The 16,138-nt window shown below is 64.4% G+C and carries 18 protein-coding genes and 1 pseudogene; 9 read left to right on the forward strand and 10 right to left on the reverse strand.

Features of this window, described 5'->3' with window-relative positions:
• Nucleotides 1-334: 334 nt before the first annotated feature.
• From NKH29_RS31645 to NKH29_RS31655, 3 genes are all read right to left on the reverse strand, one after another.
• Nucleotides 335-1,927 carry a peptide chain release factor 3 gene (locus tag NKH29_RS31645; protein WP_352484942.1) on the reverse strand — a complete coding sequence of 531 codons (1,593 nt, stop codon included), beginning with the start codon at nucleotides 1,925-1,927 and terminating at the stop codon, nucleotides 335-337.
• An 87-nt stretch (nucleotides 1,928-2,014) separates the two neighbouring features.
• Nucleotides 2,015-2,941 (reverse strand): haloalkane dehalogenase, encoded by a 927-nt coding sequence (locus NKH29_RS31650; protein WP_352484940.1) that lies wholly within the window; start codon nucleotides 2,939-2,941, stop codon nucleotides 2,015-2,017.
• A 4-nt stretch (nucleotides 2,942-2,945) separates the two neighbouring features.
• Nucleotides 2,946-3,536, reverse strand: coding sequence for a TetR/AcrR family transcriptional regulator (locus tag NKH29_RS31655; RefSeq protein ID WP_352484939.1), 591 nt, complete (start codon nucleotides 3,534-3,536; stop codon nucleotides 2,946-2,948).
• A 117-nt stretch (nucleotides 3,537-3,653) separates the two neighbouring features.
• Here NKH29_RS31655 and NKH29_RS31660 point away from each other — a divergent pair, with 117 nt between their 5' ends.
• On the forward strand, nucleotides 3,654-4,730 hold the full coding sequence (locus tag NKH29_RS31660; RefSeq protein ID WP_352484938.1) for an NAD(P)/FAD-dependent oxidoreductase: 1,077 nt from the start codon (nucleotides 3,654-3,656) through the stop codon (nucleotides 4,728-4,730).
• Here the strand turns inward: NKH29_RS31660 and NKH29_RS31665 are convergent.
• The 4 genes and pseudogenes from NKH29_RS31665 to NKH29_RS31680 all read right to left on the reverse strand — a co-directional run bounded on the left by NKH29_RS31665 (nucleotide 4,724) and on the right by NKH29_RS31680 (nucleotide 7,274).
• The gene (locus tag NKH29_RS31665) at nucleotides 4,724-5,137 is read right to left on the reverse strand and encodes an amidase family protein (protein WP_353001336.1); all 414 of its coding nucleotides are present in this window, start codon (nucleotides 5,135-5,137) and stop codon (nucleotides 4,724-4,726) included. The genes NKH29_RS31660 and NKH29_RS31665 overlap by 7 nt on opposite strands.
• Nucleotides 5,138-5,233: 96 nt before the next feature.
• A pseudogene (locus NKH29_RS31670) lies at nucleotides 5,234-6,096 on the reverse strand (amidase); the annotation flags it as partial.
• A gap of 156 nt (nucleotides 6,097-6,252) precedes the next feature.
• Entirely contained in the window at nucleotides 6,253-7,053 is an 801-nt protein-coding gene (locus tag NKH29_RS31675) for a class II glutamine amidotransferase (RefSeq protein WP_352484936.1), read from the reverse strand.
• 5 nt (nucleotides 7,054-7,058) lie between these two features.
• A complete protein-coding gene (locus NKH29_RS31680) occupies nucleotides 7,059-7,274 on the reverse strand; it encodes a DUF6356 family protein (RefSeq protein ID WP_023717932.1) in 216 nt (71 codons plus the stop codon).
• 115 nt (nucleotides 7,275-7,389) lie between these two features.
• Between NKH29_RS31680 and NKH29_RS31685 the strand changes: the two genes are divergently transcribed.
• From NKH29_RS31685 to NKH29_RS31695, 3 genes are all read left to right on the forward strand, one after another.
• Nucleotides 7,390-7,860, forward strand: a complete 471-nt coding sequence (locus NKH29_RS31685; protein WP_023717931.1) for an Lrp/AsnC family transcriptional regulator — start codon at nucleotides 7,390-7,392, stop codon at nucleotides 7,858-7,860.
• A gap of 84 nt (nucleotides 7,861-7,944) precedes the next feature.
• On the forward strand, nucleotides 7,945-8,430 hold the full coding sequence (gene dut, locus NKH29_RS31690; RefSeq protein WP_023717930.1) for a dUTP diphosphatase: 486 nt from the start codon (nucleotides 7,945-7,947) through the stop codon (nucleotides 8,428-8,430).
• Between the two features lie 13 nt (nucleotides 8,431-8,443).
• A complete protein-coding gene (locus NKH29_RS31695) occupies nucleotides 8,444-9,100 on the forward strand; it encodes an HAD family hydrolase (RefSeq protein WP_023717929.1) in 657 nt (218 codons plus the stop codon).
• 31 nt (nucleotides 9,101-9,131) lie between these two features.
• Here NKH29_RS31695 and NKH29_RS31700 read toward each other — a convergent pair whose 3' ends face one another.
• Nucleotides 9,132-9,716: a TetR/AcrR family transcriptional regulator gene (locus NKH29_RS31700; RefSeq protein WP_353001333.1), complete on the reverse strand. Its 585-nt coding sequence runs from the start codon at nucleotides 9,714-9,716 to the stop codon at nucleotides 9,132-9,134.
• A 227-nt stretch (nucleotides 9,717-9,943) separates the two neighbouring features.
• Between NKH29_RS31700 and NKH29_RS31705 the strand changes: the two genes are divergently transcribed.
• From NKH29_RS31705 to NKH29_RS31720, 4 genes are all read left to right on the forward strand, one after another.
• Nucleotides 9,944-10,207, forward strand: coding sequence for an SRPBCC family protein (locus tag NKH29_RS31705; RefSeq protein WP_353001334.1), 264 nt, complete (start codon nucleotides 9,944-9,946; stop codon nucleotides 10,205-10,207).
• Nucleotides 10,208-10,282: 75 nt separating this feature from the next.
• On the forward strand, nucleotides 10,283-11,137 hold the full coding sequence (locus NKH29_RS31710) for a hypothetical protein (protein WP_352791987.1): 855 nt from the start codon (nucleotides 10,283-10,285) through the stop codon (nucleotides 11,135-11,137).
• 77 nt (nucleotides 11,138-11,214) lie between these two features.
• Nucleotides 11,215-12,018 carry an isocitrate lyase/PEP mutase family protein gene (locus NKH29_RS31715; protein WP_352484928.1) on the forward strand — a complete coding sequence of 268 codons (804 nt, stop codon included), beginning with the start codon at nucleotides 11,215-11,217 and terminating at the stop codon, nucleotides 12,016-12,018.
• 14 nt (nucleotides 12,019-12,032) lie between these two features.
• Nucleotides 12,033-13,031 carry a proline racemase family protein gene (locus NKH29_RS31720; RefSeq protein WP_352484926.1) on the forward strand — a complete coding sequence of 333 codons (999 nt, stop codon included), beginning with the start codon at nucleotides 12,033-12,035 and terminating at the stop codon, nucleotides 13,029-13,031.
• On the opposite strand, the gene NKH29_RS31725 is transcribed toward NKH29_RS31720, so the two are convergent.
• Nucleotides 13,028-13,723 (reverse strand): sulfate transporter family protein, encoded by a 696-nt coding sequence (locus tag NKH29_RS31725; RefSeq protein WP_353001335.1) that lies wholly within the window; start codon nucleotides 13,721-13,723, stop codon nucleotides 13,028-13,030. The two genes, NKH29_RS31720 and NKH29_RS31725, sit on opposite strands and share 4 nt — an antisense overlap.
• A gap of 78 nt (nucleotides 13,724-13,801) precedes the next feature.
• A complete protein-coding gene (locus NKH29_RS31730) occupies nucleotides 13,802-14,692 on the reverse strand; it encodes a DMT family transporter (protein WP_502895895.1) in 891 nt (296 codons plus the stop codon).
• Nucleotides 14,693-14,910: 218 nt separating this feature from the next.
• On the opposite strand from NKH29_RS31730, the gene NKH29_RS31735 reads away from it, so the two are divergent.
• A complete protein-coding gene (locus NKH29_RS31735; protein WP_352484921.1) occupies nucleotides 14,911-15,903 on the forward strand; it encodes an adenosine kinase in 993 nt (330 codons plus the stop codon).
• Nucleotides 15,904-16,138 lie beyond the last annotated feature (235 nt).

Raw genomic sequence — 16,138 nt, forward strand, 5'->3', positions numbered from 1 at the left:
CTGCGATCATCATCACGATCAGGTCGCCAAGCCGGTGCGTGGCGTTGGGCGCGCGTGGATCAGGCACCGCGCCAAAGTAGCTCTCGAGGCAGGAAATGGCAGTCGCTCCTTCGCTCAACTGCCTCTCCAAAGAATCCTTTCTCAGCCTAAACTCAACCCCAAAATCGCCATATGCGATTCCCCTGCCCTGTAAGGGGAGAAGGTGGATCGGCGCAAGGCGCCGAGACGGTTGAGGGGTGTTGGACGGAATGAGACGTTGGTGTTTCCTGGAACACCCCTCATCCGTCGCCTTCGGCGACACCTTCTCCCGCAAGGGGAGAAGGAAAGCGCCGCATCAAGCCGCTCTGTCGCGGACCTGGTAATCCTTCACCGCCGCGAAGCGGATCGCCTTCCAGCGTTCGGCTTCGTAGTTTAGCGAGAAGGCGTGCTGGGCGAGGAACACTGGATCATTGTCGAGGTCGCGGGCGATGTCGCCGCGATGCGCTTCGATGAAGCGCTGGAGTTCGGCCCTGTCGTCGGCCGATATCCAGCGGCAGACGGAAAAGCGCGACATCTCGAAATCGACCGGCAGCGTGTATTCGAAGTTCAGCCGCTCCTTTAGCACGTCGAGCTGCAGGGCGCCGACGACACCGACGATGGCCGGCGAGCCGTCCTCCGGCGAGAACAATTGCACGACGCCTTCCTCGGCCATCTGATGCAGCGCCTCCTTGAGTTTCTTGGCTTTCATCGCGTCGCCGAGGCGAACGCGGCGCAGGATTTCAGGCGCGAAATTCGGCACGCCGCGAAACAGGATCTCCTCGCCCTCGGTCAGCGTGTCGCCGATGCGCAGCGTGCCGTGGTTGGGGATGCCGACGACATCGCCGGCAAACGCCTCGTCGGCGGTGACGCGGGTGCGGGCGAAGAAGAATTGCGGCGCCGACAGGCTCATCGGCTTGCCCGTGCGCACCAGCTTGGCCTTCATGCCGCGCTCGAGCTTGCCGGAGCAGACCCGGACGAAGGCGATGCGGTCGCGGTGGTTGGGGTCCATATTGGCCTGGATCTTGAAGACGAAGGACGTCATCTTGTCCTCGGTCGCCTCGACCTTGCGGCTGTCGGCCTCCTGCGCACGCGGCGGCGGCCCATAGGCGCCGAGCGCCTCGATCAGGTCGCGCACGCCGTAATTGCGCAGCGCCGAGCCGAAATAGACCGGCGTCAGATGGCCCTCGCGGAAGGCATCGAGGTCGAGCGGGCGGCAGGCTTCGCGCGCCAGCTCCAGCTCTTCGATGAAAGCCTCGCGCTCGTTCTCCGGCAGCAGGCCGGCAACGCGGTTGGAATCGGGGCCGTGGACCGGCGTGCGCTCCTTTTCGGCGTCGCCCTTGCGCACCGCGTTCAGCGCCAGATGGTAGGTGCCGGAAAAGGTCTTGCCGCGGCCGATCGGCCAGGTGATCGGTGCTGTGTCCAGCGCCAACTTCTGCTCGATCTCGTCGAGGATATCGAACGGGTCGCGGCTTTCGCGGTCCATCTTGTTGACGAAGGTGATGATCGGGATGTCGCGCAGCCGACAGACCTCGAACAGTTTCAGCGTGCGCGGCTCGATGCCCTTGGCGGCGTCGATGACCATGACCGCACTGTCGACCGCCGACAGCGTGCGATAGGTGTCGTCGGCGAAATCCTCGTGGCCTGGCGTGTCGAGCAGGTTGAAGACAGTGTCCTCATATTCGAACGTCATCACCGAGGTGACCACCGAAATGCCGCGCTCGCGCTCGATCTTCATCCAGTCGGAGCGGGTCTGGATACGGTCCTTCTTGGCCTTGACCTCGCCGGCAAGCTGGATCGCGCCGCCGAACAAAAGCAACTTTTCGGTGAGCGTGGTCTTGCCGGCGTCGGGGTGCGCGATGATCGCGAAAGTGCGGCGGCGCGATACCGCTTCTGTAATCATTTCGGACATTTTTCAGGATTTCCGTGTGAGGCCGGGCTTCTAGCAGCGGAGTGCAGAGCTGTCGACCTCTCCGCTGGCAGTGGCCATGCTCCGGCGTCAGGCCGGTTCGGTCGCACGGCTCTCAGTGGCTATCTCGGGAATCCACTCGGCAATTGCGGTGCCGATCTTGTCGGCATGGTCCTCCTGCAGATAATGCGCGCCGGGTCCGAGATCGATCAGGCGGCAATTCTTCAGCCCAGCCGCGAATTCCCGGGCCGCCTGCGGCGAGACGAGGGCGCCGGGATCGCCTGAGAAAAGCAGCTTCGGGTAGGAGGAAGCCCGGAGCGCCCAATGGTCGTGCTCACTGATGGCGGTGACATCGGCAGGCTGGCCTTCGATCGGCAGGTCGCGCGGCAGCCGCAGGACCGGCTTGCGCGATTGCGGTGTCGGGAAGGGCGCCCGGTAGGCGGCCATTTCCTCATCGCTCATCGTGCGCAGCACAGCGGCCGGCAGCACCCTTTCGACGAAGACGTTGTCTTCCAAGACAAGCTTCTCACCGACGCCAGGCGTGCGCATTGCCTTGAACAATTCGCGCGCCTGCGGACGCTGGTGGAAATCGTCCCAGCTCTCGAAGGGGCGGATGAATTCCATGAAGGCGAGTCCGAGGATCCGCTGCGGCCGCCGGGCCGCGAGATGGAAGGCGAGTGCGGTGCCCCAGTCCTGCGCGACGACCACCATGTCGGCGACGCCAAGCGCCTCAAGGAAAGCATCGAGATACCGGACGTGGTCGAAGAAGCGATAGTCGATGTCCGGCTTGCCGGACTGGCCATAGCCGATCAGGTCGGGTGCGATGCAGCGGCCGAACGGCGCCACATGCGGGATGATGTCGCGCCAGACGTAGGATGACGTCGGGTTGCCGTGCAGGAAGATTACCGTCGGGCCAGCCGTGCCTGCCTCGACATAGGAGATGGTGGAATCGAGTACCGCGACTTGCGAGCGCGGCAACATTGTGCGGGATTGCTGCTTTTCGAGTTTCGGGTTCATCGGATCAGCTCCTTTTTGCGAAGACTGTTTTGAAGACGATATTCTTGAAACGCTCGAGCGGCTCGGGACTGCGCTCCACCTTCATGCGCAGCATCGCGCCTTGCCAGGAACTCAAAAGGAAATCGGCGAGATCCTCGGCATCGAACGCGTCGGTGATATCGCCGGCCGCCTGGCCTTCGGCGATGCATTCGGCAAAGGGCTTACGCCAGCGTTCGAAAATGGCGACGAGTTGCAGCCTCAGCGCCTCACTGTGAGCCGCCGTCTCGAGGCTGAGATTGCCGATCATGCAGCCCCGTGCCCAATCATGCGCCTCCAGCTTCGACGTGATGATTTCGAGATAGCGGCGCAAGCGCCCGACCGGGGGCGTGCCGTCTCGGGCGAGGGCCTGCTCCACCAAGCCGCTCACATAGGCGAAATAGCGGTCCAGCACCTCGCCGGTGAACGCCTCCTTGGAGGCAAAATGATTGGTGAAGGACCCCGGGCGGGCATCGGCCGCGGCGACGATGTCGCGTACGCCGGCGGACGAATAGCCGGAATTCCAGATGGTTTTGAAACCGGCGTCGAGAAGTTTTTCGCGAAGTGAATGTCTGGCCATATCGATACAATACGTACGTACGTATTAAAGTCAAGAAGCATATTTGATACCGCGCGCTCTTGGCAGAACCCACGGGCAATGGCATCGCGGTGGTGGCGTTGGAACGAGGAGTGAAGCATGACAGAGGCGAAAGAAGTGATTGTCACCGGCGCCGGCATCATGGGCGCCTCCATCGCTTGGCACCTGACCAAGGCCGGAGCAAAGGTGACGGTCATTGCCGGCAGCGGCGCCGGCGGCGTCGCGACGCCGAATTCCTTTGCCTGGATCAATGCCAGCTGGGGCAATCCGGAGCCCTATTTCCGGCTGCGCATTCGGTCGATGGCCGAATGGACGCGACTGGCGAACGAGGTGCCCGGCATCCCGTTGCAATGGTGCGGCGGCCTGTGCTGGGACCTGCCACGTCCCGAACTTGAGGCCTATGCGGCCGAGCACTCCGCCTGGGGCTACGGCATCGAGCGTGTCGACCGTGCCGGAGCTGCGCGCATCGAGCCCAATCTGACCGAACTTCCCGATTTCGCCCTTTATGTCGCCGAGGAAGGTGTCGCCGAGCCGGTCGCCGCCACGCAAGCACTGCTGGCCGACGTCGAACGGCGCGGCGCGCGGCTGCTGACAGGAGTTACCGCGACCGCGCTTGTGCGGGCCAACGGCCAGGTCTCCGGTGTCGACACATCCGCCGGGCGGATTGTTGCCGACGAGGTGGTGATCGCGGCCGGAGCCGGCTCTCCGGCACTAGCGGCAACAGCCGGGATAGAACTGCCGATCGGGACACCGCCCGGCCTGATCGTGCATTCGCGCCCCTACCAAAAGCTGCTCAACGGCCTGGTGATCGGCGACCGACTGCATATGCGCCAGACCGCGGAAGGCCGCATCATCGCCGGCTCGGATTTCGGCGGCGCCGATCCCGGCATGGATGCCGCGGCGACCGCCCGCGACCTGTTTGCGGCGATGAAGGCCATGCTGCGCGGCGCAGATGGGCTGGAACTCGATTTCCACACCATTGGCTACCGGCCGACGCCGGTCGACGGCTTTCCGATCATCGGCCGCGCCGAAGGCGGGGGCGGCGTCTACGTCGCCGTTATGCATTCCGGCATCACGCTGGCACCGGCCGTCGGCCTGTTCGCCGCCCGCGAGATCCTCGACGGCGATCGCGATCCGCTGCTTGATCCCTACGGGCTGGCGCGGTTTACTCAATAACCGGGCGGGCGGCGAAAGCCGCCGGCCAGCGGCTCGATTGCCCTGGCGATCCCGAGCAGGCGCGACTCCGACCAGCGTTTGCCAACAAGCTGTAGTCCGATGGGCAGGCCATTGCTGTCCTGTCCGCGGGGCAGCGACAGTGCGGGATGGCCGCTGTAGTTGAACACCGCGCCATAGGCCGGCAGCATCCAGTAGCTTTGCTCGCTATCGTCGACCTCGATCGGCGTTCCCGGCTCGCAATGCGGGAAGGCGGTGACCATTGCGACCGGGCACAGCAAGGCGTCGCAACCGTCGAAGAACCGATCCCACGCCAGGATGGAGCGGTCGCGGCGGGCGAGCGCCTCGAACCAGCGCGAGACCGGCGTCGGCTTCTCCGGTGGTTCGGGCTGCGCCGCCTCCAGCATCATGCCGATCAGGACGCCGCCCTGCTCCAGGTCGTCGTGCAGGTCGAGCTCCGGCAATTTGGCTTCCTCGACGATGGCGCCCGCGGCCTGAAGCTCTTTTGCCAGACTTTCGACCACCGCGCTGATCTCGCCGACCACCGGAAAGCCCGGAAAGGACGGCGCGATGGCGATGCGCAAATTCCTGAGATCCAACTCCGGCATGCTTTCGACCGGTACCGGCGCAAGGTCGGTGTCGCTTCCATCCGGCCCGGCAATGAGGCGGTAGATCAGTACCAGGTCTTCGACGCTGCGCGCCATCGGTCCGAGGCGGAGATCCGCCGGACGCTGCGCGGCGCGCCGCCTGGATCGGGGAAGGCGCCGGCGAGCGAGACGCGGTGCTCGGTCGGCTTGAGGCCGTAGACGCCGCAAAAGGCAGCGGGCAGCCGGATCGAATCCTGCATGTCGGTGCCGACCTCGAACGGCGTCATTCCAGCGCTGAGCGCCGCCGCCGCACCGCCACTGGAGCCGCCGGCGGTGCGCTGGAGGTCCCAAGGATTGCCGGTACGGCCGAACAGCGGATTGCTCGACTGCCAGTCACTAAGCATTGTCGCCACGTTCGTCTTGCCCACCAATATGCCGCCTGCCGCCTTCAGCCGTGCAACGACTGGACTGTCTGCCCTCGCGGCATAGTCGGCGAAGGCCGGGAAGCCGACAGTGGTTCTCATGCCCGCGGTTTCGTGCGTGTCCTTCAGTGTGAACGGCACGCCGTGCAGCGGCCCAAGGGCTTCGCCGCGCGCCTGCGCTTCGTCGGCCTTGCCGGCGCGCTGCCGCGCACCTTCCCGATCGAGGGTTACGACGGCATTGACCGCCTCATTGTGCCTGTCGATCTGCGCCAGATGCGCGTCCAGCGCTTCCACAGCGGAAATCTTGCGGTCACGAATGGCGGCAACCAATTCTGTGGCGGAGGAAAAGGCGAGGTCCATGACCAATACTCCGGCTTGCCAGCGGCGTCAGCCTCACCAAATGGCGGGCAACGGCGCGTCTTCAAGCCGAGTTCAGCATTCGAGGACAGGCGGTGCTTGATCGGAATTGCGCTGCCTGCTGCAATCGGCGCTGTCCTGCGACGCGTAGCGAGGAATCTACACGGCCAGCGCCAGCTTTGCCGCGGCGGGCACAAACGGACGAATGCTCATGCCGTCTCTGCCGATGGTGACGAAGCTCGAGGGCGGAATCGCCTGCCAGTCGCTGCCGTCGCGGTCGAAGGGTTCCGACACGACGCAACGGCCTCCGCCATTGCGGAAGGCGGACGTGTAGAGCGTCGGCGCGTGGCCGTCGCTCGTATAGCGCACCGCGTAAAGCGATTGTCCGTCGGAAAAAGCCGCCGTCAATTTCAGCGCCGGCTCGAAGCCGCCGCGGCGCGAGGCGTCGATGACGCGGCTGGTGGCGCGCGATACGGCGCCCTGCGGATCACCTGCCAGGTCCTCTTCGGTCATCATCAGAAAGAACAGTTCCGAATCCGTGGCGCCCTCACGCTGGTCGAAGGCGGCGTCGGAGAGCGAATTCTCCAGCGCGCGACGGATCTTTTCGAAGCCGCCGATCTGGCCATTGTGCATGAACGACCAGCGGCCCGAAATGAACGGATGACAGTTCATGCGGCTGGTGGCGCCACCGGTCGAAGCCCGGATATGGGCGAGGAACAGGCCTGACTTGATCTGCCGGCACAGGCTTTTCAGATTGGGGTCCGACCAGGCCGGCAGGATGTCGCGATAGAGGCCGGGCTCCGGTCGGTCGCCATACCAGGCCAAGCCAAAACCATCGCCATTGGTCGGCGATTTGGCTTCCTGGGCGCAGTGGCTCTGGGCGATCAGCGAGTGGCAGGGCGCCGTGACGATGTCTTCGAGAAAGACGGCTTCGCCGAGATAGGCGGCCCACCGGCACATAGCGCCTAACGTCCCCTGTTATGCGTCCGCTCGTAGAGCTCACGGATGATGCCGCTTGCCGTGGTCTCGAACAGAAACGGCAAGAAAGCATGAATGAGCGCGGCAAAAGCCGCCATGAACAATCGCGACGAGAACCATGCGGCGAAAGCCATATGGCCGAAATAACTCTCGCCGACCGCAGCCGGGTGAGAGGTGAAAAGTCTTGCGAGCCGTGCGGTCATGTCGGTCCCTCCTGCCAGCATGAAGAGCCGACGATGAATATCCTGGCATGGGTGTTCGGTTCATCGGTCCCAAATTGTCCTTGTGAAAGGCTGAATTTTGGGACAAACATCCCACATGACGCCGGAAATCGACGAAATAGACCGGAGATTGCTGGCCGAGCTGCAGCGCGACGGCACGCTGTCCGTCGACCAGCTCTCGGCAAGAATATCGCTGTCGCGCAATGCCTGCTGGCGCCGGGTCAAGCGGCTGGAGGAAGACGGCGTCATCACCGGCCGCGTGGCGCTGGTCGACGCCGACAAGCTCGGGCTCGGCCTTTCCGTGTTCATCCTGATCCGCACCTCGAATCACGATCCCGACTGGCTGCAAAAATTCCGGGCGGCGGTGACCGGCTTTGCCGAGATCACCGGCGCCTACCGCATGTCCGGCGATCTCGACTATGTCTTGCGCGCCCGTGTCGCCGACGTCAAAGCCTATGACCGGCTCTATCAGCGGTTGATCGCCAAGGTGGCGTTGTCGGACGTTTCGGCCTCGTTCGTCATGGAAGAGATCAAGGAGACCACGATCGTTCCGATGGAACTGCGCTGAGGCGGAACTGCGCTGAAAGAAAGCCGTTGATAGCATTGTCGCCGAGTTGACTGGACCGGCGTTCGCGACGATAGGATCAGCCTTATGCGCGCAGCACTTTATCCCACCTCCGTCATCGGTCCGGCTGTCGGCTTCGTCAGGCTGCCGCATGGGGAGGGATTGCCGCTTCCCGCCTATGAGAGCTCGGGCGCCGCCGGCATGGACCTGCGCGCCGCCGTCCCGGACGACAGGCCGCTCTTGATCCTGCCGGGAAAGCGCGCACTGGTGCCGACCGGCCTGGTCCTGGAAATTCCCGAGGGCGTCGAAGGCCAGGTCCGGCCGCGTTCGGGCCTCGCCTTCAAGCACGGGCTCACCTGCCTCAACACGCCCGGCACCATCGACAGCGACTATCGCGGCGAGGTCAAGGTGCTGCTGATCAATCTCGGCGACGAGGATTTCGCGGTAACGCGCGGCATGCGGATTGCCCAGATCGTCTTCGCCCCGGTGACGCAGGCGACCGTCGAGGAGCGCACATTGGCCGGCGGCACAACGCGCGGCTCCGGTGGCTTCGGATCGACCGGCACGGCCTGATGAGCGCGGCGAAATGAAGATCCCCAAGCTCGTCATCTTCGATTGCGACGGGGTTCTGGTCGACACCGAGAACCTGGCCAACCGGCGCCTCGCCGAATGGTTGAGCGCGGCAGGCTTTCCGGCCAGCTTCGAATATTGCCGCAAGAATTTCTCCGGCCGCAGCATGGTCTCGGTGCAGAAGGAAGTCGAGGCGACCGGCGTCAGCCTCGGCGCCGATTTTGTCGAGCGCTGGAACGCCGGCCTGCCGGACCTGTTCGCGCATGGCGTCGAGGCCATCCCCTACGTTCGCGAGTTCATCGAAACCGTGCACGCCGCCGGCATCGCCACCTGCGTCGCCTCGTCGGCACGGGTATCGAAAATGCACATCACACTCGGTCTGACCGGGCTGCTGCCGCTGTTCGAGCATGCGCTGTTCAGCTCGACCATGGTCTCGCGTGGCAAGCCGTTCCCCGACCTCTTCCTGCATGCGGCAGCGACGATGGGCTTCGCGCCCGCCGATTGCATCGTCATCGAGGACAGCGTCGCCGGGACGGCAGCCGGCATCGCCGCCGGCATGCGCGTCTATTCCTACCACGGCGACCCGCTTTCCGACCGCGACGGACTGAGCGAAGCCGGCGGCATCCTGTTCGACGACATGCGTGAACTGGCCGGGCTGGTGCCGATCCACTAATCGCCTTTGCGCAGGCTGTACGCGCTCGATCTCAGACCGGGCGTGACGCTCCAAGTACTCGGTCGACCGTGTCGCGTGTAAGACTGCGCAGATTGGCCGGCCTGTCGAGATGACTGACGACAAGGAGTCCGTCCGCCGCCACCGTTAGCGCGTCCGCGGTGCGGTCCGGATGGGAATTTGCGTCCGCGATCAGCAGATCCCTTAGGATGCCCCACTTCCAGTGACGATGCTTATCGATCGCCTGGCGAACCGGGCTGCTGGGATCGGGGTATTCGGCAGCGGCATTCTGGAACGGGCAGCCGCGGTAGCCCGGCTGATCCGCCGCATCGGCGATGAGATCGAATATGGCAAGGATCATCTGGCGAGGTGGCCGCCGGCCAAGTCTCGCGATGGCCGCCCGTCCTCCCTTGCTGAGCTCCTCGATGTAGGCGCGGACGAGGTCGTCCTTGGCCGCGAAGTGATGATAGAACGTCGCCTTGGCAACGCCGGCTTCGGCGATAATGCGGTCGATGCCGACTGCACGGACCCCCTCCAGACAAAACAGCGCGGTCGCCGTATCGAGGATGCGGCGGCGCGCAAGGCTTTCGGGGCGATCGTTGATTCGGGCTGTGGACATGCCTTGACTGTATAGCAGACAGGTCTGTATATCTACACATGTAGACACAGGTCTACCTGCTAACGAAGGAAGGCGAAACATGGCTTCGATAGTCAGGGAAATCATCGTAGATGCTCCACCGGAAAGCGTATGGGCGACAGTCGGCGACTTCGCCGGCGGGCGCCCAACGGATAGCCCCAGGCGTTTTCGTCGACTGCCGGGTGGAGGAGGGCGACGTGCGGGCCCTTATGTTCGCCGACGGCAAGATTGTGCGAGAGCGGCTCATCGCTCGCGACGAGCAGAGCCGGCGGATCGTGTGGGGATGGCTCGGCGACGAGGTCACCCACGATAACACTTCCATGCAGGTCTTTGCCGAGGGCGAGGGCCGGAGCCGCCTGGTCTGGATCCACGACACTCTGCCCGACGAACTCGGCGCGTGGCTCGCAGCCGCCATGGATCACCTGGTGCCGGTTTTCCAGCAGACCCTGGCGACCGAAGCCAAGCCAACATAGTGAGGCAACGCCAGGTGTTTCCCCTTGGCCGCAAAATGCTCTAGCTTGCGCGCGCCCGACATAACGAGCGCGCGCATGACCTTCTCCCTGCTTCGTTTCATCTTTGCCTGCCTGCTGCTGCCTTGTCTTTGGACGGGCAGAGCGGAGGCCGTCAGCTTGCCGGAGCTCGGCAGCGCCGTCCCTGGCCACGGCGATGTCACCTATCTCGATCTCGCCAGGATGGTCATTCCCGATCTGGCCGCGGACAAGGACGGCTTTTTCCGGGGTTCGATGCCGATCGAGATGCGCCACATCGCTGGTCCGGACTACGACGGCTCGCCGCCGGCGACGTCGGGTCTTTCCAACGCCGGCGTGCTCGGCATCAAGGCCGGCGGCAAGGAGCGGCTGACCATGCTGTTCGACCTCGGCGACTCGCCTGACAGTGCCGAGGGCTATGCGGTGCTGGCACTCTACGACATCACCGGCAAGCCGGCCCTGCTCGACGCGGTCAATGTCGCTGTCGACCGCATCACCTATCTTCGCGATCCGGGCAAGCTGCCGATCGGGCCTGGTGACGACGCCATCATCAGCATGAGCACGCATTTCAATTCGAGTCAGGGCTATGGGATCACGCCGCTGATCATGGTCCGCAGCGAGAGGTTCGAGCTGATCGACATGATCTATACGTTCGACGAAAACCTCTGCACCAACCGAAGGACGCAGAATGCGGCGTTCCAGGCGATTGCTGACGGCCAGCCCTATGCAGCCATCAAGGTTACGGTGACCGACGCGACGGTACCGGGCGAAGAAAGCTGCGACGGCCAGCAGCCGCCAGCGGCGTCTTCGCGCAACATTTCCGTCACCTATCATTGGGACAAAAACGCTTCGCACTACGTCAAGGATTCCGACGCGCTGGACCGATTGGCAGAAGAGAACGCCAAACGCTTCTGAGCCAACCGCATTTGTTTGCCCGGCGCGTTCCGCCGGGCTAGAATTTGCCTCACATTCTGCACTGGAGGGGAGCATCCATGGATAAGGGCAAGATTTTTCGCGACCTGCATGCCTCGATCTTCGTGATGGCCAATTCCTGGGACGTCGGCACGACCAAGCTTTTGGCCTCGTTCGGCTTCAAGGCGCTGGCGACGACCAGCGCCGGTTTTGCCTTTTCGCGCGGCCTGCCCGATGGCGCGGTGACGTTCGAGGCGATGATCCACCATTGCCGTGAAGTGTCGGCGGCGACCGGGCTGCCGGTTTCGGCGGATCTCGAAAAGGGCAAGGGCGACAGCGCGACAAGTGCCGGCGAGACGATCTTCGCCGCCGAGGCGGCTGGCCTCGCCGGCTGCTCGATCGAGGACCATACCGGCGAGCCCGACAAGCCGATCTATGATTTTTCGCATGCGGTCGAGCGCGTCGCGGCGGCGGCGGAAGCGGCACGGGCGCTGAAACGCGATTTCGTCTTCACCGCGCGGGCCGAGAATTTCCTGTGGGGCAAGCCCGACCTCGACGATACGATCAAGAGGCTGCAGGCGTTCGAGAAAGCCGGCGCCGACGTGCTCTATGCACCAGGGCTGAGCGACATCGAGACGGTGCGGACCGTCTGCTCGGCGCTGACCAGGCCGGTCAACGTCATGGCCCGGCCTGGCTTCACCATCGCCGACCTGGCCATGGCGGGGGTAAAGCGCGTCTCGCTCGGCCCATGGCTCACCAATTTCGCCTTCGGCATGCTGGAGACCGCGGCGCGCGAGATCCAGCAGGACGGCACGTTCGGCTTCACCCGCGCCGCCATGCCATTCGGCAAGCTGCAGGCGCTGTTTGCCAAATCTTCAGCCTAGGTAGGCCCCGGCGAATGACGCTCACCGTCGTCGACATGCACACCGGCGGCGAGCCACTGCGGATCGTCACCGGCGGCTACCCCGACATTCCCAAGGGCACGATTCTCGAAAGGCGTGCCTATGTGCGCGACCATCTCGATCATCTCAGAAAGATCCTGATGTTCGAGCCGCGCGGCCATTACGACATGTATGGCGCGCTGCTGGTGGAGCCTGACCTGCCGGGCGCCGACCTCGCGGTGCTGTTCATGCACAATGAAGGCTATTCGACGATGTGCGGCCACGCCATCGTCGCGCTCGGCCGCTATGCCGTCGACGAGCGGCTGGTGGCGCCACGCGAGCCGATGACGACGGTCAATATCGAGGCGCCATGCGGGCTGATTTCGGCTGCGGTCGAGGTAAGGGATGGCAAGGCCGGTGCGGTGTCATTCGAAAGCGTGCCGGCGTTTCTGTTTGCCCGCGACCAGCGGATCGAGCTGCCGGGCTACGGCGCAGTCGGCTTCGACATCGCCTATGGCGGCGCCTTCTATGCGCTGGCCGACTGCCGCCAGTTCGGGCTGGAATTCGGCAGGAACCGGGTGCGCGATTTCGTCGATGCAGCGACGGCGCTGACCAATAAGCTCAAGGCCGAATTGCCGCTGTCGCATCCCGACCATGCCGATCTCGCCTTTCTCTACGGCACCATCCTGACCGACGGACAGGATGCGATCTCCGATACGCCGACCAAAAACATCTGCGTTTTCGCCGAAGCCGAGGTCGACCGTTCGCCGACCGGCTCGGGCGTCACCGCGCGGCTGGCGGCCATGCACGCCAAGGGCCAGATCGAGATTGGCCGGACACGGCTGTTCGAGAGCATCGCCGGCTCGCGCTTTTCCGGCGCGGTCGTGCGCACGGCCAAAGCCGGGCCGCATGACGCCATCATCGCCCGCGTCGGCGGCCGCGCTTACTACTCAGGGCGGGCCGAATTCATTGTCGAGGACGACGACGAACTGGGGCGCGGCTTTCTGCTGCGCTAAGCATCATCCCGCGCCGAGATCGCCTTGTGCAGGTGCACCATCATGGCGGCGGCGAACAGCGGCGTCAGAAGGTTGAGCAGCGGCACGGCGAGGAAGGCGACGACAACCAGCCCGGCCAGGAACACGGTGACCGCGTGCTTCCTGCGCAGCGCCTTGGCCTCGGCCTCCGGGCGAAAACGCATGGCGGCGAACTCGAAGAACTCGCGCCCGAGCAGATAACCGTTGACGACGAAGAAGGCGGCGATATTGATGCCTGGCACCAGCAGAAGCAGCAGGGCGACGATGTTGCCGAGGATGACGACGCCGAAGAACCTGATCGCCAGCACCAGCGAGCGCAGCGCCGGCACTGCGCGGCCGGGCGGATCGTTGGGATAGTCGGTGCGCTCGACGACTTCGGCGACGTCGTCGAGGAACAGGCCAGCGATGATCGCCGTCACCGGCGCGATGAGCAGCGCCAAGCCCAGCGCAAGGCCGATGCCGGCGACGACGGCGCCCAGCCATCCGGCCCAGGAGGGCAGGCTGGGCAGCCATGCATCGATCCATGGCCAGGCCAGCCAGTCGAACAGGCCCTTGATCCCGAACCAAAGTGCCGCCAGCGTCAGCAAGGTCAGCCCCAGCGTCTTCACGAACACGGAACGGAATTCGGGCGAGAACAGCCGGCTCAAGGCGGCGCGGGCGGCGTCGAGGATCACGGCGTTTCCAATTCCATGTCAAACATGCCCGTGGCTGATATCTCCGAATAGGCGGAGACAGCGTAGGCTGCAAGCGCCCTAGCGCGCGACCTTTGCCTGGGGAATGGTCATCGCCGCCACGCCGACGACGACCAGGGCCATTCCCCACCACGCGCTCGGACCAAGGCTTTCGCCAAGGAACACGGCTCCGATAGCAACGCCGATCGGCACCCGCAGATAGGCTTGCGAGGTGGTGCCGACGGAGCCCAGCGTGTGGAGGAGACGGAAATAGATGCAAAAGGCCAGCGCGGTTGAAAACACCGAAAGCCCGAGCAGCGCAAGGATCGAAGCTGTCGACGGCGCCAAGGTCCATGGCTGGTCGAACGCAAGGCTCAAGGGGATCAGCATCGCGGCGCCGCAGAGCATCGAACCGGCGGCCGGCACCATCGGGTCGAGCCCCCTGAAGCCGCGGCCGAAAACGGCCGCGCCGGCATAGCAGATCGTCGCCGCGATCACGGCAAGTTGCGGTAACAATTGCTGTCCGAGGCCGCCAAGCGCCGGGGCGCCGACAACGAGGCATATTCCGGCTATTCCCGCCGCGACGCCAAACAGCTTGCGCATGGTCGACGGTTCGTGGCGGGTGATGAGGGCGGTCAGCAAGAAGGTAAAGATCGGCGAGGTCGCATTCAGGATCGTGGCCAGCCCGGCATCCAGCGAGCGCTCGGCCCAAGCGATCAGCGTGAACGGCACGACGCTGTTGAGGCATGCCTGGAATGCAAACCGGCGCCAGCTTGTGGCATCACCCGGCAAGGTCAGCCCGCGCCAGCGGATCAGGGCAAGCAGGATGCCACCCGCGATCAGGGTTCGCGCGGCGATCAGCGTCACCGGCGGGATCGTCGCAACGCCGATCTTGATGAAGCTGTAGGATGCACCCCAGAGCACTGCCAACACGACGAGCAGCACCAGCTCGATCCTCGTGTCGGTTTTCATAGACATGGCCGGCGGGGACCTCTGGGCATCGCTCATCTCAGCCATGCTTGTAAGCCAGGCACGCGAGAAATGCTTCGGCCGCCATCCAACGATGGTGGCTATGCTGACATTCGTCGGATCGTCGCATTGTCGACTAGGCAAAGCCGCATCAAACCGCTAGACCCGCCCGCGCCCGGCATGGCAGAAAGCCGGTGGGTTTTTGGCGGAGACATGAATTGATGCCGGACTATGACGTGCTTTGTATCGGAAATGCCATCGTCGACATCATCGCCCAGTGCGATGAGGCGTTCCTGGAGACCAACGGCATCATCAAGGGCGCGATGAATTTGATCGACACGAGGCGCGCCGAACTGCTCTACAGCCGCATGGGCCCGGCCATTGAAGCCTCGGGCGGCAGCGCCGGCAACACGGCGGCGGGCGTCGCCTCCTTCGGCGGTCGCGCCGCTTTCTTCGGCAAGGTCTCCAACGACGCGCTCGGCAAAATCTACGCGCATGACATGCATGCCCAGGGCGTCGCCTTCGACACAAAACCGCTCGATGGCGAACCGCCGACGGCGCGCTCGATGATCTTCGTCACGCCGGACGGCGAGCGCTCGATGAACACCTATCTCGGCGCCTGCGTCGAGCTCGGCCCGGAGGATGTTGAGGCCGACAAGGCGTCGGGCGCCGCCGTCACCTATTTCGAGGGCTATCTGTGGGACCCGCCGCGCGCCAAGGAAGCGTTCCGGCAGACGGCGAAGTTCGCCCATGCCGCCGGGCGCGAAGTATCGATGACATTGTCGGACTCGTTCTGCGTCGACCGTTACCGCGACGAATTCCTCGACCTGATGCGCTCCGGCACCGTGGATATCGTCTTTGCCAACAGCCACGAGATCAAGTCGCTCTACCAGACCGCGTCCTTCGACGAGGCGCTGGCGCAGATCCGCAGGGACTGCAAGATCGCCATTGTCACCCGTTCGGAAAAGGGCTCGGTCATCGTGCGCCGCGACGAGACCGTCACCATCGAGGCGACCAGGATCCGCGAGCTGGTCGACACGACAGGCGCCGGCGACCTCTACGCCGCCGGCTTCCTCTACGGCTACACGCAAGGCCGCGGCCTGAAGCAGTGCGGTGATCTCGGCTCGCTGGCGGCCGGACTGGTCATCCAGCAGATCGGCCCAAGGCCACGGCAGAATCTGCGCCGAGAGGCCGAGCAGGCGGGGTTGTTGTAGCGACACCTCTTTCCTTCTCCCTTGTGGACCTGTTGCGCAGTCATGAGCAAAAGCTTGCGGCGGCGGGGTTGCGGCGGTTGTTCGCTTGTTTGCGGGGATTTGACGTCTTGTTTGGGGTTTCAGGCGGTCGTCCGACCCTGTATGGGCGGAACTCAGGCGCACCTATCCCGCGATAGCGGCCCATCGGCGCATGTTGAAGGCGATCGCCGCCATCGTCACCTGGGCGGTCGCCTTG

The organism is Mesorhizobium sp. M1295, assembly GCF_040318135.1.
Taxonomy (GTDB): Bacteria; Pseudomonadota; Alphaproteobacteria; order Rhizobiales; family Rhizobiaceae; genus Mesorhizobium.